The sequence below is a fragment of the Dehalobacter sp. TeCB1 genome, assembly GCF_001707455.1.
Classification (GTDB): domain Bacteria; phylum Bacillota; class Desulfitobacteriia; order Desulfitobacteriales; family Syntrophobotulaceae; genus Dehalobacter; species Dehalobacter restrictus.
The window spans coordinates 23,967-49,236 of the sequence record NZ_MCHF01000014.1; the positions used below are offsets into that span (position 1 = coordinate 23,967).

Sequence of the window (25,270 nt, forward strand, 5' to 3'; positions counted from 1 at the left end):
GGAGCGCGGCTTTTTGCGCCACGGAGGGCGCAATAGCCGAAGAGCGGTGCTGTGACACACAGACCAGCCCCAAATAAATAGTTATAAGGCGGCATGAATACGATGAGAATGGTTGAGCTGATTGAAAAGAAGAAAAACGGCTATCCGCTGACGCGGGAGGAGATCAGGTTTATCGTTCAGGGTTATGTTCAAGGAAAAATCCCGGACTATCAGGTCTCGGCCTGGGCGATGGCGGTCTATTTTAAGGGAATGACCGTTCAGGAGACATCGGAGCTGACCATGGCGATGGCGGAGAGCGGAGACCAGCTTGAACTGTCCCTTCCGGGGAAAGTATTTGTCGATAAGCACAGTTCCGGAGGTGTCGGGGACAAGACTACGCTGGTTGTCGCTCCGCTGGTGGCGGCCTGCGGCGTCCCGGTTGCCAAGATGTCCGGTAGAGGACTCGGACACACTGGGGGAACCATCGACAAACTCTCTGCTATTCCCGGATTCCGGGTCGAGTTAGGAGAGCAGGAATTCCTGCAGCAGGTCGGCAGGATCGGCTTAGCGGTTATCGCTCAGACCGGAAGGATGGTTCCAGCAGATAAAAAACTCTATGCCTTACGGGATGTTACGGCAACCATCGATTCGATTCCGATGATCGCTTCTTCGATCATGAGCAAAAAGATTGCTGCGGGTGCCCAGGGAGTTGTGCTGGATGTAAAATACGGCTCAGGTGCCTTTATGGCGACTTTGGAAGAAGCTGAAACACTGGCGGAAATCATGATTGGGATCGGTAAAAATCTGGGCAGAGATATGGTGGCGGTACTGAGCAGTATGGATCAGCCGCTCGGGAGGGCCGTCGGCAATGGTATTGAAGTTCTCGAGGCGATTGAGTGTCTGCAGGGGAACGGACCTGATGATTTAATGGAAGTGTGTCTGGAACTGGCAAGCTGGATGCTTGTGCTCGGGAAGAAAGCTGCTACAATCACGGAAGCTGGCGAGATCCTGAAAGATACACTGCAGAGCGGCAGGGCCTGGGAGAAATTTTTGGCGTTTGTTCAAGCCCAGGGAGGCGATACGGCCGTGCTGCATGCCAAAAACCTGCCCTTGGCTTCAGAGAAAATCGTTTATAAAGCCGAAAGAGCAGGTTATATTCAGCATATTGATGCCCGGAAGATTGGACTTCTGGCCATGGTTCTTGGAGCCGGCCGGGAAAACAAAGACAGTGAGATCGACTTTGGCGCAGGCGTTTATCTGTTGAAAAAGGCCGGTGACGCAGTTCAAGCCGGTGAGCCATTATGCATGCTGCATACTTCTTCTGCCGAAAAAAGTTCGCTTGGATTGGCAAAGGCTGCAGAGGCGATTACAATTGGCGAAGAAAAGCCGCTGCTTAAGCCAACGGTTTCGACAGTGATCCGGTAAAAGGGGTAGTAACAGCGAAGCTGTCACCAGAGGCAAAGTAAATGGTGTTATATGGGGAATTTGTTGATAACATCGTTATATTCTGCTTGTGCGTCTGTTATTGCTAATTTCAATATACTTCTAATGACTTTCGACTCTCGTAGGCAGAATAAGGTTGAATCAGTGCATCATCGATGCCTTGCTTTTTTAACCAGGTTAACGAAAAATGCCTTAATTTATGCGGTGATAAGTTTTGTGCCAGCTCTGCTTCTTCTGTATACTTAGCCAGGATTTTTCGGATACCACGGTCTGATGAATATTTCTTTTTTCATGAAGATTCAAACAGGTAAACGGCTTGTTTTTTGGACATTAAATCAGCGTGCATGGCCAGTAACTCCTTAAATGACTGAGGGAACGGGACAATGCGATCCTTGTTCCCTTTCCCTTTATTTATTCGTATTTGGCAGTAATGAAAATCAACATCTGCAAGCTTGATATTTATTAATTCACTAACCCTTGCGCCGGTATAAAGTAATGTTTTAACTATCATCATATCTCGGAAGGAAGTTTTTGGATTTCCAAACCACATCGTAAATATTGCAAATTCCAACAAAATTCTCCATTTATATATGGTAAAATATGTATATAAATTGAAAGGAGGATTTTTGGTACTAAAAAGGTTATCCATGTTTATATGCATAAAATTAGGAGGTAAATTAAAATGAAAAAAAGACTAATGGCCTGTATTCTTGTTATTACGATGTTGTTAAGTGTTGGAGCAACTACAGTGTTTGCTGATGACGCTACCACTAGTTTGGTATACGATTCACAAAATTCTTTCAATTTTTCTATGACACCAAAATCAAAGGAATGGAAAAACTACTCATCAGTGCAATTGAAGGAAATGTTGAATATCCCGCTAAGCACAGCTGAAAAAATGGATACGGCAACATTGTTAAAGACAGTACTAGACTACCCATTCATGATTGATATTTTTGCTTATGACAATACAACGCAAGGGTTTGAAGGTCTTTCTTTAGAGTTTAACGGCGCTGCGGTTCTTTTGCAGAGAGCAGACTTGACGGAAAACCTTAAAACTATTTACAAGAATACCATAGAAAAAATGATGGCCGTTGAAACAAAAAACAATATCAGCGATAAAGAAATTATGCAAAAAAAGTTTATGGAGTCGCTATTTGTCTATCCTAAAGTATCCAATATGCTGAGTCAGGATGAAAAATATGCCATAGTGGAACTTTCGAAACAAATATCTAATAAGTTTCAGACATCGCCCCTTGTAATGGAAAGAACAGCGGTAACGGCGGCAGCACCTGGAGATATCTTAGGCTATGGCTATGTTTATACTCCGATGTTACAACAGGTTTTAGTCCTTAGACTGCAGGATTTGACTTCTGCTGATAAAGCATCAATAAATGCATCTTATGATGCGGCATATCCAACAGCAACAAGGCTAGGTACTGCCACTTATAACTACAACTGTCATTCATATGCCTGGTATTTAGCCTCAACTGGCAATACGTGGTGGATGAATGATCCATCTGCATATATGTCTGGTGGTGGTTATACACAAGTAACGCCCCCCCAGGCCGGGGACAAGGTATATTGGACAAACACGCATTCCGGAATCGTTTATTCTGTAAACGGCTCCAATATAACAGTTACATCCAAATGGGGTGCTGCTGGCTTATATCGTCATCCTATTAATGATTGTCCATATTCTGTTATAATTGTCAAAACCTTCTGGAGACGTTAAAAAGGAAAATGATTAAAATAGAAAAATACCGGATTGTATGTGGTATTCTTTTCCTGGTTATACTGGTAATCATCTTGGCAGCATGCGGGAATCCTAATTTATTAAACAAAGGGGAAATCACGATTTCAAAAGATAAAGATAATATTTCTTTGAAGATTGAAAATACAAAAAGCATCAGTATTCATGACATAGCCAGCAGTAGTAGCAACTGTATTGTCCATATCACAGACCCGGAAATCATTAATCAGATGGAGAGTTTATTCAATAAAACCTCTTTTATCAAATGTACAGATAGTATACAAACACCCTTACTTTACATTAATTTTTCTAACGACAGTGGCTCAATCAGCTTTTTTGTTTACGCAAATGACATTGTAGATATTGACGGAATAAAATACAAATCGAAGGATATTACCTTCGATGCGGTCAATACATTTTATCTCAAAAAGAGTAAGGGGTTGCTCCCAAAGTCATAACATTATCATACGATATATCAATTTCAAACTGCTACCGGGACAACTCCCGGTTTTTCTTTGTTGTTTTTCCGCAATCGGCTGGGGCATATTTCTCCCTCATCTTCACCGGTCTAGCCTGGGATATATTACCAATCTCCAATAATTTTAAAAAAGGGTACTATTATGGAGAGTTTCTTAAATCTGCATCTTTTGTACTCATCTTATTCAATAGAAATAGACGATATCTACAGTTGCCGCAAGAGATTCTGTTGGATACGGAAATACCGGGAGTTCTTCTTGCGCACATGAACATGTGGGCAAGAAGAATGGAGCAATGTGGACGGGCACAGTTATTTATGTTTACAGCACCTCGGGTAGCGATTGAATCGTTGAACCTCTTCCTGATGCATATTATGCAAATTACTAAGCAAACAAGTTAAATAGCAATAGTACTATTATGAAAGCCTTTTCACGAAAGGCTCTCATAAAATTTTTAGAAAATTATTGCGCGCTACGGAGATGATGATACCTTATGACACCTGGCTTTTTTATACTATCACGGTAGCTAAGACGGGATGTGCCGGGAGCATAAAAGTAATTTTTATGGTGTTCTATACTTACGTGTTCTTCGCATCCAGATCCGACCCTGGTCGGTTAATCGTCTACTTTGCCTCTGGTGACAGCTTCGCTGGGATTACCCCTAAAAAGACTGTTATATTTTATATTCGGACATCTGGGCGATAAACTTATTGCCGAAAACTTCAAACTGCTCTAATACCGGAATAAATTCCTGGCCGATCTTACTAAGAGAATACTCGACTTTTGGTGGTACTTCCGGATAAACATAGCGGTCAATCATACCGAACTCTTCGAGAAATCTCAACTGTTTGGTTAGTGTGGCCTGGGTTATGCCCGGAATCTTGCGCTGCAATTCACCAAAGCGATGGGTCTTCTCTCTGAGATGCTTAATAATCAGAATGGACCATTTTCCGGAAAAAATTTTTTGGGCGGTAAAGTACGGACATTTGCCAAACAAATTGATTTCTTGTTCCATTTTTTTTGCTCCACTTCTTGTAATAACATGGTTAGTGTCTATAGTATCTATTTAGATACTTAGAATAGAAAAAAATCGTACTTGTTCGATATGGGATATCTGTTATTATGATGATATGTCACAATTATAACGCGTCATTTTGAAAGGAGTCAAGAACATGAATCCAATTGTCCAGTTTCTGGCCGATGCCAAGACATTTTACCTTGCTACAGTAGACGGTGATCAGCCGCATGTCCGTCCATTCGGCGCCGTCGCAGAGTATGACGGGAAAACGTACATTTGCACCAATAATCAAAAAAATATCTTTGCACAATTGCTTAAGAACCCGAAAGTTGAAATTTCCGGAATGGTTGGAGACAAATGGATCCGTCTCGTCGGGGAAGTTGCCGTTGATCCGCGCCCTGAAGCACGTGAAGCGATGTTCGAAGCCAATCCGAGTTTAAGAAATATGTACAAGTGCGATGACGGCCTTTGTGAGGTTTTGTACTTTACGCAAGCCACAGCAGCGATTTATTCCTTTACCGCAGATCCGGTGGAGATCACGTTCTGAGAATTTCAATATCACCTAAAAAACTAATATGACTTAAACGAAACCAAGACTAAAAACGGATAAAGACTTGAACTGTACAAGGTTCAAAGATACTGAAAAGGTCAAATAATAAGTTGAATACCTATATTTTTTTAATTAGAATGTGGGTATTTTTATGTAAGATATGAACAAAAATGTTATAATTGGGCATAGCGTATAACGTAATAGGCTTGACAGGAACATGTATAATCCCAGAACTATGCCCGTAGGGACTTGGATTGATGTAACTAAGTATCGCCCGCAAAATCGTTCTTCAAGCTCGTCATCGGGAAGTTCAAATTCATCTTTAAAGTCGTCCAATGATGTTAACGCCAACTTAAGTAGCAGCTCCAATAATACCAATAACGCTAATAAATCAAGCGGAAGTTCAAGTAATAAATCGAATAACAGTTGTACCGTGACTCCAAATTGTTAGTTTAGGGTCTGTTGACAAATGGGTGTAAGACAATTCGCAATCCAAATTAAAAATTGGCTATTTTTGAAATTACTACACAGGTGTACTCAAAATCTAAAACGACAAATTTTTAAACTCACTCTATTGGTCTTGTAGAATCAAGCAATATCAATGTCTAAAATGGTATAATTAAATAGGGTGATGACGATGATGACAGAGCAAAAAAGCAGACAAAACCGGATGTTGTGCGTATTGATGGAAGACCTTGTACCTGAACTTCGGAAGCTGGATGCGGCAATCGATTTCAGCTTCATATATGAAATTATGAGACCGGTGTACAGCGACATAGGACGATCATCAGTTGACCCGGCAATTTTGGTAAAAATGCTACTTATCAACAGACCCTTTATCCCGAATTTAAGATAATTATAAATTTTATGTAATATAATAAATTTATTCGCTTTTTGCTAAATACTGTCGAATGCATTGAAATATGGATTATTTTGGTATATATTTACTAGGGTATCTTCTAGAAGGTCTTCTATACGTATAGAAAATTCAGTAAAGAAAGGTAGATAATATGTTAATCAAAAGCAATCTAAAGAAAGCGGTTCTAGGGTTTACTGTAGGAATTTTATTGGCGATGAGTACATCAGCTGTTTTTGCAGTTTCTGCGTCTAGCCCCTATAAGCCTTACACTATATACGGGAAGGATTACCAGAGCGTGGCTATAGTTGCTAGTTATAATAATGATGCAGTCGCTTATACTACAATATACGCAAGCTCTAATGTACCGGCAGGGTATATGGGCGCAATGCCTAGGTTGTACAATGATTCTGGTAGTTTATGTGCATCTAAAGATTGGGAATATAATGCTACGAGTACGTCGGCTATATCAACAGTAACCTTACCAATTTATACTAGTGATGGATACTATAGTTATGGTCGGTGTGCGGCATATAATGGTAATGGATATACTTATGGATATACATATCAAAGTCCATGCATTAATATTTAGGAGGTTGTTTTCATGAATTTTAAACATCTTGGAATAGGAACAATAATCACAAGTATTGCATTAATAACAGGTTTATTAGTAGGATCTTTAGGTTTCGAACCTGTGTTAGCTAAAATATCAAATGAAAGCAATCAAACATCTGTTCATGTATATCCCCAAAATAAATCTGGACAGACATATGGTTCTGAGCTTTATGCTAAGTCTTCAGAGGAAACACCTGATTTAATTGCTGCTGTTGGGGAGGACGGTACTGAAGGATATGTTTTGTCTGCTGATTTAAATGGAGAAATGCCAAAAACCCCAGAGGAAGCAATAGCAATACAAAATAAAAATAAATCTAAGACCAGTCGGAAAATACCATTATATGCTGTTGACGGGAAAACTGTAATTGGATCATTTAAAATTGATAATTCTCTTCCAGATGAAAATACTAAAGAAGAAATGAAAAAGTTACTTGACCAATATACGCCTACAAAATAAGGAATTAGTACGAATTGTTTCGTCCTCCACAGGTTTATTTTATTCTAACTCACCTGTGTCCGATAAACTGGATACGGGTCAAGAAGAAATATGACGGTTTAATGAGCTATCCGATGGGCAATTCAGAAAGCTGATACGGAGACAGTATAACTACATCGCATTAAAAGTTAACTGAGAAGGATTATTATTAAAACAACTCCACACCAATTCAGGGGAGTTGTTTTTTTATCTCATACGGTATGTGTTCCATCGCTTACAGGTCTTTTTGTGTCTTCAGGCAATTTTTAGATGCTCATCTCATAGACTATTCTTAAATAATAGCTATTTAACGGTTCTTTACATACCTGTTGATCAATCATTTGTAAATATTACGCTCATGCGTGGGGTCTAACCCAATACTGACGCTGACTGGAGTGAAACCGATGAAAGAAGCCAAGACGATCTATGCGTTTTCCGGCAGTCTGGATACAAGCATGCGGTATGCTGTCTATGCCAGTTCTGACCGTTTTCTGAAGCATAAGCATGCCTGGAAAGCAGCCCATTGTCTTAAGTACTTTGGCTGCAGGGTCTACCTGGTTGCTCCGGATCTAAAAACATTTGAAGGGAGCAAGGTTTATCCGGATTTAAGCGCACTTCAGGGTAGAGTTGATGTTGTGGTTCCGTGCCTTAGGGCGGAGTTGATTCAGGACATTGTCAGGAAAACAGTGGAATGCGGGGCCAAAGCAATCTGGTTTCAGGAACAGAATTGGACGCCTGAACTTGACGCAGCGTGTGTGGAGAATGAAATCGAAGTGGTTCGCGGTTGCGTTTTGAAACATAAAATCTATCCAAGACCATTTGCGTATTTGAATCCTTGTTATTGGCACGGCTGGAAGGTTAATAAAGTACCGGGAAAGTATCAGAGGAGTTAATCCAATCTGAAGAATATTGGAAACATAACATGATTTAATTTTATAAGGGCATACTAAAACAACAAACACAATTTAGCTTGGGAGGTTTTAGTATGCCTAAATTTTGTTTACGGATGCTGACAGTGGTTCTGGCCGCGGCATGTTTGCTCGGATGGATTGCGGTGCCGGTAAAGGCCGCAAATATTGAGACATCCGCTGAAAGTGCCATTCTTATGGATGCGGCAACGGGCAAAATTCTTTATGAAAAGAATGCTCACAAGGAACTGCCTCCGGCAAGCGTTACGAAGCTGATGACAATGCTGCTGGCAGCAGAAGCTGTTGAAGAGGGCAAAGTCAAACTGACCGACACGGTGACGGCGAGTGAGAATGCCTCTTCTCTCGGCGGATCGCAAATATATCTTGAACCAGGAGAGAAGTTCACCCTGAAAGAACTTTTGATCTCGATCGCAGTAGGGTCGGCAAATGATGCCTGCGTGGCTGTTGCGGAACATATCTTCGGAACCCATGAGGAATTCGTGGATTCGATGAACAGAAAGGCCAAGGAATTAGGACTTAAGAATACCCATTTTGCCAACGCATACGGACTGCCGGCTGAGGGGCATTACACGAGTGCCTATGATCTGGCGATTTTAGGCAGGGAAGCACTCAAATACCAGCTGGTATCACAGCTGACATCCATGAAGGAATATGAACTGCGCAACGGTGATTTTAAATTGTGGAACACCAATAAACTTTTATGGTGGTATGAGGGAACCGATGGATTTAAGACCGGCTGGACGCAGGAAGCAAAATACTGCTTGGCCTCAACTGTAAAAAGAGATGGCCTGAGACTGATCTGTGTTGTCATGGGAGTCCCGCAGGTCAGAGGCCATTTTCAGGAGTCTATGAAGATGTACAATTATGGTTTTGCCAATTATGTTTATAAAGAATTTGCCCCTGCCGGTTCCAAACAGGGAGAAGTCATTGTTCATAAAGGGAAGCTGCAAACAGTTGACCTTGTCAGTCAGGAAGCTGTCGGCTTGTGTATTGAAAAAGGGAAGGAGAAAGAATGCCGGATTGAAACCAGGTATTTTGCAAACCCGGTATCCGCACCAATTGCCAAGGGACAGCAGCTCGGAGAGATGATCATTTATTGCGGTCAGAAAGAAGCAGACAGCATAAAGCTTGTAGCTGGAGAAGAAGTTGGAAAAGCAGGACTGCTGGAGATGTTCAAGCGTACGGTCCGGCAGTCCTACAGCATGATCCCGCCGATCTATGCCAACTAGTAGCTCGATTCCAACATAACGTTGACTAATCCGAGCAAAGCCACTTTATCTTTGTTGTTAACGGGATTTACAAAGCGATCTACTCATAAGGACTGTCGTTCAAAATCTGCTTTAAATGGAGTAAGGCCGCGCGTTCGATCCTGGAAATCTGGACTTGGGAGAGGTTCATGACTTTAGCAATTTCATTTTGCGTTCTGTCCTCAAAGAATCGCTGATACAGAACCTCTTTCTCCCTTCCGGGCAGTTTATCGAGAACTTCCTGCAGGGCAATTTTTTCAAACCATCCCGGATCGGCATCCTTCTCCTGCGGAAGTTGATCAATAACATAAATAGGATCAGAATCGTCCTGATAAAGCGTATCATGAATCGACGACGGGCTTTGCACTGCTTCGATGGCGAGTATGATATCTTCACTCGGTGTGCCGATATCTTCGGCAATTTCGTTCAGCGTGGGTTCTCTATTTAATTCCGAGGAAAGCTTTTCCCGGGAACGGTTGATTTTGTAAACCAGCTCTTTATAAGAACGTGGAACTTTAATAGGATGGTCATCTCTCAAAAATCTTCGGATTTCTCCAATGATCATCGGTACGGCGTACGTGGAAAATTTAACACCGTACGAGAAATCAAATTTATCGATGGCTTTGATGAGGCCAATGGTGCCAATCTGAAAGAGATCCTCCAGATCATATCCCCTGTGGGAAAAACGCTGGATCATATTAAAAATGAGCTTCAAATTACAATTGACCAAACGCTCCCGGGCATCGATGTCGCCATTTTGGGCTTTGTGTAAAAGCTCCATCAATTCTTGGTCGGAGAGCAGGGGAAAACGGGGCAGGTTCATATCTGAAAGTCGTTGAATCATCTTCACACCCCCTCTTAATGAGAGGACGGACGGTTGTGGCTTAAGTATTTCACCATCAATACTTTGGTTCCTTTGTTAACTTCAGACTCAACCCGCAGTTCATCCATGAAGGACTGCATAAAGATAAAACCAAGTCCCATTCTGTCAGGGTCCGTAGAATAAGAAGCTTGCATGGCCTGATTCACATCGGGGATACCGCAGCCGTTATCGGTTACTTGTATGGAAATTTTCGTTTCATCTGCCTCCAGCTCTAACGTGACAAACTGATCAGGTGCATTGCTGTAACCATGGATAATTGCGTTGGAAACTGCTTCAGAGACAGCGACCTTCAGTTCTTCAAGCTCGCTTAAGGCCAAATCCATTTGGGCTCCGAGCGAAGAGGCCAGCATGCGGGCGATTGTTACATTCTGCGGCAGACTCGAGAATGTCAGGATTATTTTATTGACTTCCATTGATTATTCTCCTTTCAACTCTAAATTCATTTATACGGCAGGTTCTTTTGGTAAAAATTCTATAATTTTGGGAAGCCCCGACAGTTCCATGATCCGGTAAATATGCGGCGGAGCATTGGCAATTTTAAGTTTTCCTTCGAGAGGAAGCAGTTTTTTATATCGTCCCAAAATAACCCCTAGACCGGAACTGTCTATGAAACGGAGATCATCCAGATGCAAGATCACCGTCCTGACTCCTTTTTTCTCTATATCCAGATCAATCACGCTTTTTAGCTCACTGGCATTCTTCATATCTAGTTCGCCTTCAAGATATAAATGCAGGGTTTGTCGTTCAATTCTTTTATTCATTGATGCCACGCTCCTATATTACAAGTCGTTAAATCTATCTTCGACATCACCCAAATATTTCCTTCGTGCTTGGTCCTGAAATTATTGACTGATTCTGGTATAAAGTCGATAAACAAATAAAACAATTGACAATACCTGAATTTCTTAGCGAAAAATCGGGAATTATTAATCAAAAAAAGGGGTGAAAATCATTGTCGGAATCAAAGCTCCGTTCTCCATCCGTTGCGGTGACCCAGGAGGAATATAAACAATTAACAGAAAAGCTTTCGCCAAAACCAACGGTTTTGAAAAATGCGCTGTCGGCATTTGTTGTCGGCGGAATCATCTGCAGTTTCGGCCAGATGATTGTCAATTTTTACATGAATTACCTCGGGCTGGCTAAAACGGCTGCTCAGACAGCCGGAACAGCAACGCTGATAATGATAGGGGCTATTTTGACCGGTCTCGGTGTTTATGACACGATTGTAAAATACGGAGGAGCCGGAGGGATCATTCCCGTGACCGGTTTTTCAAACTCGATGGTTTCACCGGCACTTGAATATAAGAGAGAAGGCTATGTGTTCGGTGTAGGCGGGAAGCTTTTTACGATTGCCGGCCCAGTTTTGGTTTATGGAATTACAAGTTCAATCATTGTTGGCTTGATCTATTTATTGATCAGATAATCACGGAGAAAGAAGGAAATCATGTTGCATTCCAAAAGAGCAGGCAATCAGACGGTTGTTTTTAAGCAGCCGCCGGTTATTCTGGCTGGGTATAACGTTGTCGGACCCAAGGAAGGACAGGGTCCGCTAAAAGATACTTTTGACATGGTCTTAAAAGACAGTTATGGGCAGGAAAAGACCTGGGAAAAAACGGAAATAAAAATGCTGGAAACTTCCATGACGAGAGCTGCGGCCAAGGCAAATGTTCCGCTGGATTCCGTGGATTATAACCTGGCAGGGGATCTGCTGAACCAGATTATTTCGTCGAACTATGCTGCCAGAAAAATCGGTCTTCCGTTTATCGGCCTCTATGGCGCTTGCTCGACGATGGCGCTTTCCACGGCCCTCGGTGCAATGCTGATCGACGGCGGGTTCGCGTCTAAAGTACTTTGCAGTGCATCCAGTCATCATGAGACAGCAGAGAGACAATACCGTTTTCCAAATGAGCAGGGCAACCAGAGAGCAATGTATGCCCAGTGGACGGTAACAGGAGCAGGCAGCATCCTTCTGGCTGCTCAAGGAGAAGGACCCAAAATCACAAGTGCAACGATTGGCAGGGTCTTAGACTACGGTGAAACCGATACCAATAATATGGGTGCGGCCATGGCGCCTGCTGTTGCCGACACCATCCTGAATCATCTTCAGGACCTCAGTCGTCAGCCGGATTATTATGATTTGATCATTACCGGAGATCTCGGGACGGTCGGGCTTCAACTCTTACTTGAGGTTTTGAAACGAAGCGGCCTGCAGCTGTCCAATAACTTCTCGGATTGCGGCGTGATGATTTACAGCAGCGAACAGGATACGCATGCCGGTGGGAGCGGGTGCGGCTGTTCCGCGGTCGTGCTGACAGGGCATCTCCTGAATAAATTGAAAAGCCGAGAACTGCAAAAAATCTTATTTGTCGGAAGCGGAAGCCTTCATAGTTCTGTATCATCCCAACAGGGTGAATCCATGCCGGCAATTGGTCATGCCGTGTCGATTGAAATGAGTTAAGGGAGGTCTTTTGATGCTGAATAACATTCTATCTGCTTTTCTGGTTGGCGGACTTCTGTGCGTCGCCGGACAGCTGCTGATGGACCTGACGAAAGCCAAAATCACGCCGGCACATGTGCTGGTCGGGTACGTGACCGGCGGAGTTATTCTTGGCGGACTAGGGCTTTATGAACCTCTGGTTAGAATCGGAGGTGCCGGTGCAACCGTGCCGCTTTCCGGTTTTGGATATACGCTGGTCAAAGGTGCGATCGAAGGAGCACAAAGCGGCGGCATACTTGGGGTTCTGGCCGGCGGTGTTCAGGCCGGTGCAACAGGAATTGCTGTTGCGGTATTGTTCGGCTATCTGACAGCAATTATATTTAATCCGAAAGGTTGATGATATGAGCTCAACAGCAGAAACGACAATGAGCATTTCCAAAAACTATCAGGAAAACGTCAGTTATTTGAATCAAAAACTCGGCGTACCTGAAAGCTTTGACATTGTACTTCGGGAAATGAACATCGGCGGCAAAAAGATTGCAATCTATTCCGTCAATGGAATGATCAGCAGACCTGCCAGCAATATGATTCTGGAAGTGCTTTCGAAGATTGAACGTGTGGAACTCGCCGTGAATGCGGTAGACAAGCTTGTAAAGTCTAAAATAGTTGACCTGCAGGTTTCGGAAGTCGAAGCCATGGATGAAGTCATCTACTTTCTGTTATCCGGAACAATGGCGATACTGATTGAGGGAAGAACGCAGGCTATCATTGTAGATCTCAGGACTTATCCGGGCCGCATGCCACAGGAACCGGATATTGAGCGGGTAACAAGGGGTTCACGCGATGGGTTCACGGAGACACTGGTTTTTAATACAATATTGATCCGCCGCCGGCTGCGTGATCCGGGCCTGCGGATGAAGCTCGTGAAAGCAGGCAGCCGTTCCAAGACGGATGTTTGCATTGCTTATATTGAAGATATAACGAATCCCAAAATGGTGGAGTATATTGAAAAAGAAATCAAAAATATAAAAATTGACGGTATACCCATGGCGGAAAAAACGGTTGAAGAGTTCATCCTCGGCAGTAAATTCTGGAACCCGTTTCCAAGAGTCAGGTATACGGAAAGGCCTGATGTAGCAGCAATACATCTGCTTGAAGGCAATGTTATTGTGATGGTCGACACTTCTCCGAGTATTATTATCGCACCTTGTACGTTCTGGCATCATGTCCAGCATGCGGAAGAATACCGCCAAGAGCCGGTTGTGGGTATGTATTTGCGGTGGGTCAGGTTTATCGCGATATTTCTGTCCGTGTTTCTTACGCCGCTTTGGCTCGCTGCAGCTTTGAATCCGCAGCTGCTTCCCGAAGGACTTCAGTTTATTGGAGTGCAAAAACCGGCTAGAATTCCTTTGTTGTTTCAGGTGCTAATGGGAGAATTGTCAATCGATATGCTGCGAATGGCGGCAATTCATACCCCGTCGCCTCTGGCTACAGCCCTGGGTTTAATCGCGGTGTTCATGATGGGTGATGTGGCTATACAGGTCGGGCTGTTTACACCGGAGGTTGTAATGTATACCGCTATTGCGGCAGTCGGGACATTTGCGACACCAAGTTATGAACTGGCTCAGGCTAACAGGCTTGTCCGCCTATTCCTTGTCCTGGCTGCCGGGCTGTTTAATTTCTGGGGATTTGGAGCAGGCGTTTTGCTTGTTCTATTTGTTCTGCTGCGGACCAATTCTTTTGGTGTACCGTATCTCTGGCCATTGATTCCAATGGATATCAAGGCGCTGTCCACAATCCTGATACGTAATCCGGTCCCGATTAACAACCTTAGACCGAGCATCTTCAAACCGAAGGACCGAATCAGACAGCCTAAGGATAGACAGACTAAGGAAAGTCAGCCTAAAGAAAGAACAAATCCCTAGACGGATGGTCACAGAAGACAAGGAACGGCGACAGCTACGGATGGCCTAGTGCCGCGATGCCATGGATGGCAAAGAGCGGCGACGGCTACGGATGGCCTAGTGCCGCGATGCCATGGATGGCAAAGAGCGGCCCGGCCGGACAAACACCAAGTCCAGGGAAACAAGAAGTAAAATGGCGATTAGGATCTTATTCAGATTATTTGCAGAGACAGTCACCTGCCGGGCGGCAGGCATCAGATAGCCGTTTTGATAAGAACCTGAAAGGATAGAAGAGGGGGGAACAGGACTTCGCAGAACCGGTCCCGGCAGGAGTGTACCAGGCAGATTTGCAGCCGGTAGGACGGTACCGGGTAAAAATGCCGCCGGAAGTACGGCCCTTGGCTGTCCTGTCTGTCCTGTACGGGAATACGGGTATGAAACTGTCCGGGGATTAGCGTAATTCCCTCTGGCCATAGAAAAATAACGCGGATCGTTTGCAGCTGCTGCCAAAGATATATGGTTGGTAAACAACATATTGCTCATGTTGATCTCCCTCAATTAATTCGTACCGGATACCTGATTTGGAGGCATTAAAACTCAACAAAAATATGATATGATAAAGAAAGAAGATATAGCGTTGACCATGCTAAGGTATTATACGAAATAAATTGCCATTGTGATACAATCATGGTAATTTATGGAGAGAGGTTAATCGTGATCATAGGTTTTGGTTTTGGAAGTCCGCTTACGGCGCTTTTGATGCTGGTCGTCACAGCGTCGCTTTCGTATTTTTTCTTTAAAGCGATCAGACGCCGACGGAACGTTGACTGGACCGATGATAGGGGCAGTGATATCTCAGAACTCAGGCGGAGAAAACGCGCCTACTACTATGAACAGAGACAAAGGGCCAGGGAATTGATGGACGCGTATGATCTAACCGATCAGGAGATAGAGGAGAGAATTAACCGGGAATTAGACGAAAAATAATGAGGTACGAAGCCCTGAATAATTATCAGGGCTTGTCTGTCTTTGCTCTAAAAGGCGGATGATGTTTTTTAACTTTTTTCTTGGATTATGAACCGTTACTTATTTCCATCAACTCATAACTCCTGTTACTTTATATATAGAACAAGTGACAAGTTTATTATCGGTAGCAATACCTGAGCGGGTTGAAGCGATTGCTAATAGTGATATTTTTGACGGTTTGCATAATTGAAATACCTTTAGTGTTTATTTATAATGTAAGTAAGTACAGGTACGTAAGGAGGGGATACTTTGGATTATAAAGTGAGTGAATACGTAAAGATGCTCGATATTAACAGCGCAAAAGAAGAGGTAGAGAGAATGCTGTCTCAGAAGATTGAGCCCAAGGAAATCCGAAATCAGATATTCTTAGGCCTTACAGAAGTCGGGAGAAAGTATGAAAGAGGAGAGTATTTCATCGGGGATCTGATCGTTTCCGGTATGCTCGTCAAAGAAGTCCTGGCACTGGAAGAAATGAAGGATTCTTCCAGTGCCAATAGTCCTCAAAACAAGGGACGGATCTTAATTGGTACGGTTTGCGATGATATTCATGATATCGGCAAAGATATTATGACGGAGTTATTGGCTTCCGGGGGCATTGAAGTAATCAACTTGGGGGTGGATGTTCCTCCTCAAAAATTTGTGGAAGGCATACGGAAATATAACCCGGATATTCTGGGCTTAAGTTGCACCATGACCACCTCAATCAATTATATTTTTAAGACGATTGATGTCATCAAAGATGCAGGGTTAAGAGATAACCTGAAAATAATCATAGGCGGGACTGCGATCAGTAAAAAATATTCCAACATTAACCTGGCGGACGAAATTGTCAACGATGCGTATAAAGGGCTTAAAATATGCCAGGAATGGGTCGGGAAAAACAGTTAGCTTTTTCACAGGAAGGATGAATGATCGTTGGCTGATATTTTATATTTGGCAGTCGTTGAAGAAATCAAGAAAGCAATAGTTTCCGGGCATCTTTCTCCTAGGGATATGCTGAAGTCGGAATCGGAAATGATGAAAGAATACGGCGTAAGCAGAATGACCTTACGAAAAAGCTTATCGTTATTATCCAATCAGGGCTATATTTATTCCGTTCCAGGTAAAGGCAATTTTGTCAAAAAACCAGATACCGATGTTTATCAATTCCGTTTTAACCGTTACGATAATCTGCTGTCCAAAGTTGACCGGATCAAACTGTTATCGGTTACAGTGAATACCGCTTCGGATGATGTAATGGATAACCTTTTGCTGCAGGAGAACGGACGGGTGGTGAGAGTCGAACGATTAGTCTACAGCGATGATCAGCCGGTGGCTCTCGAAGTTGTCAATACCCAATACATACCCAATACTCCAGTGGTTGAGGACAGAATTAACTTTGCCAATTATGCATATAACTTGGATAAGAAGCTGGCTTTTGGGGAAGAAACCTTTGGCTTAACTAAAGAGCTGGTTATCAAAGTGGTAAAGGCCGGTGAAGACATCTGCATGAGACTGAGTATTGCCCCGGGCGAGGATGTATTTGAAATCAGCGAGAGGATCATGAAAAAGGATGACCATTCTCCACTGACTTACAGCTTGTTTTATATTCGTAAGGAGTATTTTATGCTTACGGCGAAAACTCCGGAGGAAGATGCAAGTAAAAAAATATTTTGAATTAACAGACAATTATCATTTGGCCGATTGACATTCTCAATAACAGGGTATAATATTAAATTAACTAGTACGTACAGGTACATATTGAAGTTTTAAAAAGGAGAGCTGAAGATGTTCACCAGAATCGTATTTGTGTCTGGTTTTTTGGGTTCAGGAAAGACGACATTTATCGTAAAGCTGGTGGAATCTTTAGCGCAAAGAAATATCAAAGCGGCTCTTATCGTCAATGAAGCCGGGGAAATCGGCATCGATAACCAATATATGAAGCAGCTGGGATATAACGTCTGGGAAATCTTCGGCGGGTGTATCTGCTGCACGTTATCCGTCAGCCTGGAACATACGATTCAGGAGCTGGAAAAGAATTATCATCCGGATGTAATTATCATTGAGCCCAGTGGAGCAGCCAATCCGGAAACCGTTTACAATTCCCTGATCAGTTTTGGCATCGAGAAAGAGAGAATTGCAAACTTCTTTATTTTGGATCCCACCCGGATTGAGATGTTTTTGGAGATATTAACGCCACTCCTGATTTCCAGTCTTGAGCTAGCGGATTGTGTACTGATCAATAAAATAGACCTGGCAGACGGGGAGTCCATTGAAAAATGCCGGGAATTGGCCTTGACCCATGGACCACATTCACCAAACTTCCTGATTGATGCAAGTCAATCCTTGTCGGGGGAATTGTCTGGGTATATTGCGGATCTGATCGTAAAGAGGTGAGTAAATGCATCAAGATCATTTTCATCCGGTTACATTCAGCATCAGACTGATCCTTCAGGATAAAGCATCCGTCAAACGGTGGGCGGATATTGTCAACTATTATTTTTCGCAATACTCCAGTGAACTGTGCCAGAGGCCAAAGGTGTATATAGGGCATATTAAAGCAATTTCCATCCTTAATAAAAAAGAGTACATAAAATTCAGCAAGTTTAAGTGCGACATACCTGCAGAGGTTGTATCCGTAGGGGAATCATCTTATCACAGCATTCCTCTAATCCTGAATTCGTTGGTCTATGGAGTTGCGGAGGAAGACGCAGTTCAAGTCTTAAGGCGAGTTTCCAAGAAAATAAAAAAAGAGTTTCTGCTTGAAAGCACATTCAATCTTGAAAAAGCTGCTCATGACCATCACGGGCATCATGCACATCACCACGAGGACCCCAACCATAATCATAACCACTGAGTGGTTATAGATAAAATTTAATAATATTTAAAGGACAAAGGGGGAAAATTGACGTGAGCAATGTATTGATCCAGATGACTGCAGGCCTGGAAGACGAAAAGGTTATACTTGAGGTACGAAGACAACTTGACGCAGGCATTGACCCGGTAGAAATTTTCGGGGCATGCCAGGAAGGTATGGTGGAGATCGGCAAACGGTTCCAGAAGGGGGAATACTTTGTTTCCGACCTGATGATGGCAGGGGCAATTTTTATGAGCGTCAATGAAATTGTTACTCCTTTTCTCAAAGTGTTAGGAAGCTCCAATGCGGAAAAAGTTGTCATCGGCACAGTTCAGGGGGATATTCATAATATCGGCAAGGATCTGGTGGTTGCCATGCTTAAGGCCGGAAACTTTGATGTTGTGGATGTGGGCGTTGATGTAACGCCAGAGGCTTTTGTCCAGGCTTTGCAGGACAGCGGCGCCAAGGTACTTGGGCTTTCCTGCCTCCTGACCACCGCATACGACTCAGTCAAAGCTACGGTGGCGGCAGTGGAAGCTGCGGGGCTAAGGGATAAAGTGAAGATCATGATCGGCGGCGGACCGGTTGACCAGGGAGTTGTGGAATTTACAGGAGCGGATGCATTCGGCAAAGATGCCCAGGATGCGGTAAGAGTATGTAAGGAGTTGATCTGATATGAATCCGTTATATCTTGAACGCCTGGAAAAAGCCAAGAAAACCATTGTCTTTGAAAATGATTCAGTAACCTCTTGTTATATTGGAACGGCAACTCCTCCGGCACACATGGGGATAACCATGGCGGAGTATATAAACGATCAGGAAAAGGGGCTGGACATATTCATTGACTATGTCAATGAGATTAATGCCACCGCACCTGTTGACTGCCTGAACAGTGGATACATGCCAAAGCCCAACATAGCGCTGGCCACAGCATGGTTTTCTAAAATAAAGGTACCGGGCAGGGATCTTCCGGAGAATTCCCTCTGGCAAGTCGAAGAAAAAAAGGTAATGCAGGACGCAGATTATGATCTGGTTATTGAAAAGGGCTACAATGGGCTGTTTGAAAAAATATTTCCTCAAGTGGCTGATATGGCGGAATTTCAGGAATTTATCCGGTATAATCAGGAAAATGGAGCCAAAGATGCCGGGAAATATATTAATGCCGGTTATCCGGTCATTACCGCTTCCATGATCAGTCCGCCCTTTGAAATGCTTTGTGGCGCCCGCACTATGGGACAGTTCTATATGGACTGCTATAAAATGCCGGACAAAGTAAAAGCAGCTTTGGACGCTATGCTGCCTGATATTGTAAATTCTGCAGTCGGGATTGCCAAGGCGGCTCAGGGAGTTGGCACTTGGGTAGGCGGGTGGCGTGGAGCCAGTGCCTTAGTGTCAACAAAAATATGGGAAAAATTAGTATGGCCCTATATATATGATGCAGCAATAACCTTGGTTGATAATGGGCTAACCCCGATTTTCCATCTCGATCAGAATTGGGATCGGGATATTGAGAGATTTCTGGAAGTGCCGGCCAAAAAGTGCATCCTGAATACCGATGGCATGACCGATTTAAGAAACGCCAAGAAGAAATTAGGGGATCATATAGCGTTTATGGGAGACGTACCGGCCCAGCTGCTGGCTACAGGCACTCCGGAACAAGTCAGCGACTATGTGAAGAGACTTCTGGATGATATCGGCACTGAGGGGGTTTTTGTGACTCCAGGATGTGATGCCCCGGCCAATGCTAAGTTCGAAAATATGGTAGCAATGTTTAAGGCGGCAGCAGAATTTTAATAAAGCGATGAATTCTAATGATTATATAGGGAGTATATTCGCATGATATTTATCGGTGAATCAATCAATGGTACAAGAAGCGCAATCAAAAAAGCAGTATTAGAGAGGGATGCCGAATATATTCAGAGGATTGCCATATCCCAGGCGGAAGCAGGGGCAGATTATCTCGACGTTAATGCCGGGACCGACCCCAATCGGGAGACCGAGGATTTACTCTGGTTGATCGAGACGGTTCAGGCGGTGGTTGACGTCCCCATCTGCATTGACAGTTCAACAGCGTCAGCCATTAAAGCCGCCATGGGGGTTATCCGCGCAACGCCCATGATCAATTCCATCAATGGCGACAGTAAGAGGTTGGAAAGCTTCCTTCCACTAATTAAAGAAAGAAACTGCCCGGTCATCGCACTGGCTATGGATGAGTCCAAATCCGATATGCCTAAGACCGTGGCAGAGAGAATGGTCGTTCTGGAAAAGATATTTAAGGCAACACGAGAAATGGCGATTCCGGATGAGAAGATTTTTATTGACCCGTTGATTATGGCTGTAGCCACAGACCAGACGGCAGCCAAGACGGTGTTTGAATGTATCCGGACAATCAAGGCTACCTACCCGGAAGCCCATATCAGCGGAGGGCTCAGCAATGTTTCTTTCGGGCTGCCCGAACGCGCCTTGATCAACAGGACCTTTTTGACACTGGCCCTGGAAGCCGGAATGGATTCGGCGGTTGTCAATCCGAGTAATGTGCAGCTGATTGAGTCATTATATGCCACAGAGCTTCTGCTGGGCAGGGACCGTTTCTGCAGAAACTATACGAAAGCCTCAAAAACGAATTTCAGCAGAAAAAACTAGAACTGGACTGAAAGAAAAAATGTCTGATTGGTTGATACTTTCAGGCATTTTTTTGCTTGCCAATTTCCTTAATCTGGGCTATTTCAACCTGAGTCTCAGGTGAGAATCTCTTTAAAACTGTGCGGGTGTCTTCTTAACGCAAATATGTGCGCAGTTTTATCTTATTTGGACATTACTTAATATGGCCTGCCGTCAAGGAGATGCCAGATTCAAACAGCGTCTTTTTTGAATTATTGAGTAAGATTTGGGTTAGAATCAGAGAATTTTTATAAACAAACGAAATGGTCATAAAAACATGGAAGTTGGTCACGCACCATGTTATATTAGAAATAAATACCAGTTATAAGTATGCAAGCGAAAAAGACGGATATTTCGCTGAGGAATATCAGAAAGGATGAGCTTAAAGCTTTACAGAGAGGTAAATGATGCTGAAGAGGTTTTTTAAAGTAATAATAATTGCCGGTCTATTATGGTTTCTATCACATACTATTTTGATCACGATTGATGGATTAGCCAATAACCTGGGTCAGTGTGATGTTGGGATCGTTTTAGGAAATAAGGTTGAATTGGATGGAACTCCGTCACAAAGATTGCAGGGTAGATTAGATAAAGCCGCAGAACTCTATAAAGACAAATATTTTCAATATATCATTGTCAGTGGGGGCACAGGTAAGGAAGGGTTTGACGAAGCCAAAGTAATGAAAAATTACCTGGTAAAAGCAGGAATACCTGAAAATGTGATCATTGAAGACAGCCATGGTGTTGATACATTTATGACCGCTAAGAATTCTAAGGTTATTATGGATCGGAATAATTTTCAAAGTGCAATGGTTATTACCCAGTACTACCATATAACCAGAACGACATTAGCAATGCACAAGGTTGGTATTAACAAGGTTTATTCTGCTCATGCAACAACCTTTGAACTACGTGATTTATACTCCTTAACAAGAGAATTTATTGGATATTATATGTATCTTCTAATAAAGTAGGATATTTGCCGACGTGTAAAGTGTTTGATCTTGATGATAATCAAATAGGTGATGATTTTGTCACGGAAAATCATGCAATTATGATGTACGAACCTATGTTGGCAGAACGTATGAAGATTGTTTAATTTTCTTATTGTTTAGTTTGTTATTTCCGAAAACTGAGCTCTTTGTTTTAAAGAAATAAAGCTGCCAATCGTGGGATCATCCCACCGACCGACAGCTTTTTTAAGAGCGCTCATGGGGTGGGAGCTTCAGGAGTTGCCGGAACTTTGGGAGCGGCGAGAACAGCTCTCTCAATTCGCTTTAATTTCGCCGATGTTTTTAATATAAACTGGTTGGTCTGAATTAAATAAAACTTGAAAGCATTCGGGTCCGCTGCGGCCATTTCTTTGATGGCGATAAACAGATCGTCGAATCCTTTGGCTATCAGATCGAAGCGGGCGTCTGCCTGGGTCATGGACAGGTTGAGCTTTAAGATCTTGCTTTCAAGTTCTATCTCGGCGATGCGCTTGGCTGCTGCATTTCCATTTTCAAGTACGTCAAGCTTCCGCTGCAGCTTCAAAACATTTCCCTGCTCGGCCCATACGGCTTGCAGGTTATCCGTGGCTTCTTTTTTCGCCTGGCCAAGCTCATTGGATAATTGGGAGATGGCGCTCTTTTGGGCACCACTCTCTTTCTGCAGCGCCTCTTTCTCAGCGAGGGCCTGTTTCCTGTCATTGACCGCCTGCTGCAGCTCGCGGACGGACATATTCTCAAGATCAAATTGGGTAATGAACTCCGCGCGTTCCTCCGCCGGAAGCCCCAGGAGAATGATTGCCTGGGTATAACCCATCTTGGCAAACGGCTCTGTTTTCGCGCTGATGCCGGAGGCGGCGGCGCTTGAGTCGGGGATGCCGTGCAGCTCAGGACCGTATTCTTCCGCTATGCGCATAAGATGATAGGCTGTGCGCTCGGTATACTGCACGGCGTTCTCCAGCCATAAACCATATTTACCATAAGGGATCTTTTCTTTGGCCTCCAAAAGGCGTCGGCCTATTTCAATGGCGCTGACTAACATGTATTTTTTGGCCTGTTCTTTGATCATGGTTATTTCAGCGGCGATAATGTCCGGCGTCCTTTCGATTATATCGTTTATATCGTTTATATTATTGGCATCCATGGTTAATGATCCTCCTACTGGTTGTACTCTTATTTCGTATGATATGTTGTCAAGCCTTGCGATGTGAATCTTCCATGCGGTAAAATTTCTGAAATCGAAGAATTTGAAAGCGCTTTCAAACGCTTCAGTTATTGAAGGAAGTAAATAAATACATAAATAAAGACGGCCTTGCGGCCGCCTGTTTTAATTTGGCTGAGGTAACGTTACCCTGGTTTAGCTTGTCCTCTCATACAGATCATTGATTGTGGTATCAATGATCTTGATATCTTGCTTGCCGGTCAAGTCCGGTTTCGGCGTCGGAATGGTGATGGTGAAGATGGTGCCGATGACGGTTCAAAGCTCTTTTTAAAAGACTACATGATCCAGCCTGTGGGAAGAATAACCGTATAACTGAGGTGCTGAGCAAGTTTGCTGCCAAGGATCTTGATACGCATGAAGTGTATAAAAATTTTTATATTCAAGGCATGTTGAGAGCTGCGTTTTGATTTTGATAGAGAAGAAATAGTCAGAAATTAAGCGGTTACGGTGATGTTGTATGTTTTTGCGAGGTTTTACTTTTAAGAACGCAATTTAAAGATTAGGATTAATAAAAAGGAGATAAGTTAATTGAGTACTGTAAATGTTCCAAAAACCATCGACCAAAGCAAAATGAATAGATTTTTTGTTATCGTGGCGGTATTAGCTTTCTTGGGTCTATTATTTGATGGATACGCTCAGGGGGTTTACAGTACTTCCCTTCCTTCGCTGATTCAAGATACTGGTATTGAGCCAACAGTTTTTGGCCTAATTGGTAGTTATACACTATATGGAATGATTGCCGGCGGAATAATATTTGGAATGTTAGCTGATAAAATAGGTAATAAAAAAGTATTCATGTTAGCTATTGGCTTTTACGCGATGTTCACAGGTCTGATGGGAACTGCAACAACAGTATGGCAGTTTTCTTTATACCAAGTTTTAACAGGAATGGGTGCTGCCGGAATTGCCCCAGTTACCTTTGCTATGCTTGCTGAATATAGTCCTTTAAAAAATCGTATTCAATTGATGAACACGACGACTCTGGGAATGCCGCTTGGAAGAATGTTGAGCACTTTGGCAGGTATGGCTATTTTGCCATCGTTTGGGTGGAGACCAATGTTTCTGATTGGTTTTATTCCCCTGATTTTAATTGTTTTTTGTATTTTTTACTTACCTGAATCTATGCAAAAATTGATAAAAGACGATAAAAGAAAAAAAATTCAAAAGATCTTAAAATTAGTTGCCCCTGAATACACTCCTAGCATAGACGAGCAATACGAAACAGAAATCCGACCTTCCGACAAAGGATCATTCCTAAGTCTATTTAGAAATGGCATGGCTGTGAATACTATTTTATATTGGTTAATCATGGCACTATGTATGTTTATCATTTACGGCTTAGTAACATGGCTGCCTAAAATGATGATGGGTGCAGGATATAACTTAGGATCCAGTCTCACGTTCTTTTTCACTTTCATCCTCGGGTCAATACCTGGTATCCTTCTATCGGGTCCGTTAGCCAATAAAATTGGACTTAAAAATACACTATCCTTATATGCAGCGGTTCCTGCCCTTGTTGTTCTGCTCTTGATGCTGAAACTAGATACAATTCTGGTATCAATTGTTCTGTTTGTCCTTGGAGCTGGTATGTATGGGTTATTGGGATTGATCTTTACATTCATATCAGTCAGCTATCCACTTGCCTTCCGTGGGACCGGATTAGGATGGGCTAATGCAGTGGGGCGTTTCGGCGGATCTTTCGCACCGATGACTGGAGGAATGTTGATAGCCCAAGAGGCGTCTTTGATAACAAACTTTATCGTATTCGCAACGGTACCGTTTCTTTTGATAGTGATCTGTGTTGTGGTTTCTCAACTAATCGCTAAGAAAGCTGCATCTCCCATTAATAGGGAATAGATAGTCGATTGAAACAGCAATCAATTGTCTGCAAGAATTTCCGGAGTCAGGAAGCATATCTAGATATTTAATTTTAAAAAAGCAGGGATACAGGGTAATAATTGTTGAGAGGCA

Annotated in this window: 28 protein-coding genes and 1 pseudogene; 22 read left to right on the forward strand and 7 right to left on the reverse strand. The window is 43.1% G+C overall.

Features of this window, described 5'->3' with window-relative positions; all coding sequences use genetic code 11:
* The first annotated feature begins 102 nt into the window (after window positions 1-102).
* On the forward strand, window positions 103-1,404 hold the full coding sequence (locus tag A7D23_RS04215; RefSeq protein ID WP_025205494.1) for a pyrimidine-nucleoside phosphorylase: 1,302 nt from the start codon (window positions 103-105) through the stop codon (window positions 1,402-1,404).
* 109 nt (window positions 1,405-1,513) lie between these two features.
* Here the strand turns inward: A7D23_RS04215 and A7D23_RS04220 are convergent.
* Window positions 1,514-2,083, reverse strand: a pseudogene (locus tag A7D23_RS04220) (tyrosine-type recombinase/integrase).
* A 21-nt stretch (window positions 2,084-2,104) separates the two neighbouring features.
* Between A7D23_RS04220 and A7D23_RS04225 the strand changes: the two are divergent.
* Window positions 2,105-3,157, forward strand: a complete 1,053-nt coding sequence (locus A7D23_RS04225; protein WP_025205496.1) for a CHAP domain-containing protein — start codon at window positions 2,105-2,107, stop codon at window positions 3,155-3,157.
* An 8-nt stretch (window positions 3,158-3,165) separates the two neighbouring features.
* Window positions 3,166-3,633 carry a hypothetical protein gene (locus A7D23_RS04230; RefSeq protein WP_025205498.1) on the forward strand — a complete coding sequence of 156 codons (468 nt, stop codon included), beginning with the start codon at window positions 3,166-3,168 and terminating at the stop codon, window positions 3,631-3,633.
* Between the two features lie 691 nt (window positions 3,634-4,324).
* Here the strand turns inward: A7D23_RS04230 and A7D23_RS04235 are convergent.
* Window positions 4,325-4,666, reverse strand: a complete 342-nt coding sequence (locus A7D23_RS04235) for a helix-turn-helix domain-containing protein (protein ID WP_025205499.1) — start codon at window positions 4,664-4,666, stop codon at window positions 4,325-4,327.
* Window positions 4,667-4,823: 157 nt separating this feature from the next.
* On the opposite strand from A7D23_RS04235, the gene A7D23_RS04240 reads away from it, so the two are divergent.
* The 5 genes from A7D23_RS04240 (at window position 4,824) to A7D23_RS04265 (ending at window position 9,323) form a co-directional block, all read left to right on the forward strand.
* Window positions 4,824-5,216 (forward strand): pyridoxamine 5'-phosphate oxidase family protein, encoded by a 393-nt coding sequence (locus A7D23_RS04240; protein WP_025205501.1) that lies wholly within the window; start codon window positions 4,824-4,826, stop codon window positions 5,214-5,216.
* Window positions 5,217-5,856: 640 nt separating this feature from the next.
* Window positions 5,857-6,075: a hypothetical protein gene (locus A7D23_RS04245; RefSeq protein WP_025205503.1), complete on the forward strand. Its 219-nt coding sequence runs from the start codon at window positions 5,857-5,859 to the stop codon at window positions 6,073-6,075.
* 604 nt (window positions 6,076-6,679) lie between these two features.
* Window positions 6,680-7,147 (forward strand): hypothetical protein, encoded by a 468-nt coding sequence (locus A7D23_RS04255; RefSeq protein WP_025205506.1) that lies wholly within the window; start codon window positions 6,680-6,682, stop codon window positions 7,145-7,147.
* Window positions 7,148-7,569: 422 nt separating this feature from the next.
* Window positions 7,570-8,058 carry a CoA-binding protein gene (locus A7D23_RS04260; protein WP_019225564.1) on the forward strand — a complete coding sequence of 163 codons (489 nt, stop codon included), beginning with the start codon at window positions 7,570-7,572 and terminating at the stop codon, window positions 8,056-8,058.
* Window positions 8,059-8,150: 92 nt separating this feature from the next.
* Window positions 8,151-9,323 carry a D-alanyl-D-alanine carboxypeptidase family protein gene (locus A7D23_RS04265; RefSeq protein WP_019225563.1) on the forward strand — a complete coding sequence of 391 codons (1,173 nt, stop codon included), beginning with the start codon at window positions 8,151-8,153 and terminating at the stop codon, window positions 9,321-9,323.
* Window positions 9,324-9,402: 79 nt separating this feature from the next.
* Here the strand turns inward: A7D23_RS04265 and sigF are convergent, their stop codons facing one another.
* The 3 genes from sigF to A7D23_RS04280 are packed head-to-tail and all read right to left on the reverse strand — an operon-like array spanning window position 9,403 to window position 10,985.
* Window positions 9,403-10,185 (reverse strand): RNA polymerase sporulation sigma factor SigF, encoded by a 783-nt coding sequence (gene sigF, locus A7D23_RS04270; RefSeq protein ID WP_019225562.1) that lies wholly within the window; start codon window positions 10,183-10,185, stop codon window positions 9,403-9,405.
* Between the two features lie 14 nt (window positions 10,186-10,199).
* Window positions 10,200-10,637 carry an anti-sigma F factor gene (gene spoIIAB / locus A7D23_RS04275; protein ID WP_015042555.1) on the reverse strand — a complete coding sequence of 146 codons (438 nt, stop codon included), beginning with the start codon at window positions 10,635-10,637 and terminating at the stop codon, window positions 10,200-10,202.
* A 30-nt stretch (window positions 10,638-10,667) separates the two neighbouring features.
* Entirely contained in the window at window positions 10,668-10,985 is a 318-nt protein-coding gene (locus A7D23_RS04280; protein ID WP_019225561.1) for an anti-sigma factor antagonist, read from the reverse strand.
* A gap of 191 nt (window positions 10,986-11,176) precedes the next feature.
* Here A7D23_RS04280 and spoVAC point away from each other — a divergent pair, with 191 nt between their 5' ends.
* Genes spoVAC through A7D23_RS04300 form a run of 4 tightly spaced genes read left to right on the forward strand, consistent with a single transcriptional unit; the run spans window position 11,177 to window position 14,586 of the window.
* Window positions 11,177-11,647, forward strand: a complete 471-nt coding sequence (gene spoVAC, locus A7D23_RS04285) for a stage V sporulation protein AC (protein ID WP_025205509.1) — start codon at window positions 11,177-11,179, stop codon at window positions 11,645-11,647.
* A gap of 24 nt (window positions 11,648-11,671) precedes the next feature.
* Window positions 11,672-12,682, forward strand: coding sequence for a stage V sporulation protein AD (spoVAD, locus tag A7D23_RS04290; RefSeq protein WP_025205510.1), 1,011 nt, complete (start codon window positions 11,672-11,674; stop codon window positions 12,680-12,682).
* 13 nt (window positions 12,683-12,695) lie between these two features.
* Window positions 12,696-13,058, forward strand: coding sequence for a stage V sporulation protein AE (spoVAE, locus tag A7D23_RS04295; RefSeq protein WP_025205511.1), 363 nt, complete (start codon window positions 12,696-12,698; stop codon window positions 13,056-13,058).
* Between the two features lie 4 nt (window positions 13,059-13,062).
* On the forward strand, window positions 13,063-14,586 hold the full coding sequence (locus tag A7D23_RS04300; protein ID WP_025205513.1) for a spore germination protein: 1,524 nt from the start codon (window positions 13,063-13,065) through the stop codon (window positions 14,584-14,586).
* A gap of 96 nt (window positions 14,587-14,682) precedes the next feature.
* Here the strand turns inward: A7D23_RS04300 and A7D23_RS04305 are convergent, their stop codons facing one another.
* Complete coding sequence (locus A7D23_RS04305; RefSeq protein WP_025205514.1) at window positions 14,683-15,108, reverse strand: hypothetical protein; 426 nt, start codon at window positions 15,106-15,108, stop codon at window positions 14,683-14,685.
* A gap of 171 nt (window positions 15,109-15,279) precedes the next feature.
* On the opposite strand from A7D23_RS04305, the gene A7D23_RS04310 reads away from it, so the two are divergent.
* The 9 genes from A7D23_RS04310 to A7D23_RS04350 all read left to right on the forward strand — a co-directional run bounded on the left by A7D23_RS04310 (window position 15,280) and on the right by A7D23_RS04350 (window position 22,062).
* The gene (locus tag A7D23_RS04310) at window positions 15,280-15,552 is read left to right on the forward strand and encodes a DUF4229 domain-containing protein (protein ID WP_025205516.1); all 273 of its coding nucleotides are present in this window, start codon (window positions 15,280-15,282) and stop codon (window positions 15,550-15,552) included.
* Between the two features lie 288 nt (window positions 15,553-15,840).
* The gene (locus A7D23_RS04315; RefSeq protein WP_019225554.1) at window positions 15,841-16,479 is read left to right on the forward strand and encodes a cobalamin-dependent protein; all 639 of its coding nucleotides are present in this window, start codon (window positions 15,841-15,843) and stop codon (window positions 16,477-16,479) included.
* Window positions 16,480-16,506: 27 nt separating this feature from the next.
* A complete protein-coding gene (locus A7D23_RS04320) occupies window positions 16,507-17,247 on the forward strand; it encodes a GntR family transcriptional regulator (protein ID WP_019225553.1) in 741 nt (246 codons plus the stop codon).
* A 111-nt stretch (window positions 17,248-17,358) separates the two neighbouring features.
* On the forward strand, window positions 17,359-17,967 hold the full coding sequence (locus A7D23_RS04325; protein WP_025205517.1) for a GTP-binding protein: 609 nt from the start codon (window positions 17,359-17,361) through the stop codon (window positions 17,965-17,967).
* A gap of 4 nt (window positions 17,968-17,971) precedes the next feature.
* Window positions 17,972-18,427: a hypothetical protein gene (locus A7D23_RS04330; protein WP_019225551.1), complete on the forward strand. Its 456-nt coding sequence runs from the start codon at window positions 17,972-17,974 to the stop codon at window positions 18,425-18,427.
* A 53-nt stretch (window positions 18,428-18,480) separates the two neighbouring features.
* The gene (locus tag A7D23_RS04335; RefSeq protein ID WP_025205519.1) at window positions 18,481-19,101 is read left to right on the forward strand and encodes a cobalamin-dependent protein; all 621 of its coding nucleotides are present in this window, start codon (window positions 18,481-18,483) and stop codon (window positions 19,099-19,101) included.
* Between the two features lies 1 nt (window position 19,102).
* A complete protein-coding gene (locus A7D23_RS04340; protein ID WP_025205521.1) occupies window positions 19,103-20,221 on the forward strand; it encodes a uroporphyrinogen decarboxylase family protein in 1,119 nt (372 codons plus the stop codon).
* Window positions 20,222-20,263: 42 nt separating this feature from the next.
* A complete protein-coding gene (locus tag A7D23_RS04345; RefSeq protein ID WP_025205523.1) occupies window positions 20,264-21,070 on the forward strand; it encodes a dihydropteroate synthase in 807 nt (268 codons plus the stop codon).
* A gap of 425 nt (window positions 21,071-21,495) precedes the next feature.
* Window positions 21,496-22,062 carry a YdcF family protein gene (locus A7D23_RS04350; RefSeq protein ID WP_025205531.1) on the forward strand — a complete coding sequence of 189 codons (567 nt, stop codon included), beginning with the start codon at window positions 21,496-21,498 and terminating at the stop codon, window positions 22,060-22,062.
* 235 nt (window positions 22,063-22,297) lie between these two features.
* Here A7D23_RS04350 and A7D23_RS04355 read toward each other — a convergent pair whose 3' ends face one another.
* Window positions 22,298-23,221 (reverse strand): DUF3102 domain-containing protein, encoded by a 924-nt coding sequence (locus A7D23_RS04355; protein ID WP_038603193.1) that lies wholly within the window; start codon window positions 23,219-23,221, stop codon window positions 22,298-22,300.
* Between the two features lie 606 nt (window positions 23,222-23,827).
* Here A7D23_RS04355 and A7D23_RS04360 point away from each other — a divergent pair.
* Window positions 23,828-25,156, forward strand: a complete 1,329-nt coding sequence (locus tag A7D23_RS04360; RefSeq protein ID WP_019225546.1) for an MFS transporter — start codon at window positions 23,828-23,830, stop codon at window positions 25,154-25,156.
* The last annotated feature ends 114 nt before the right edge of the window (window positions 25,157-25,270 follow it).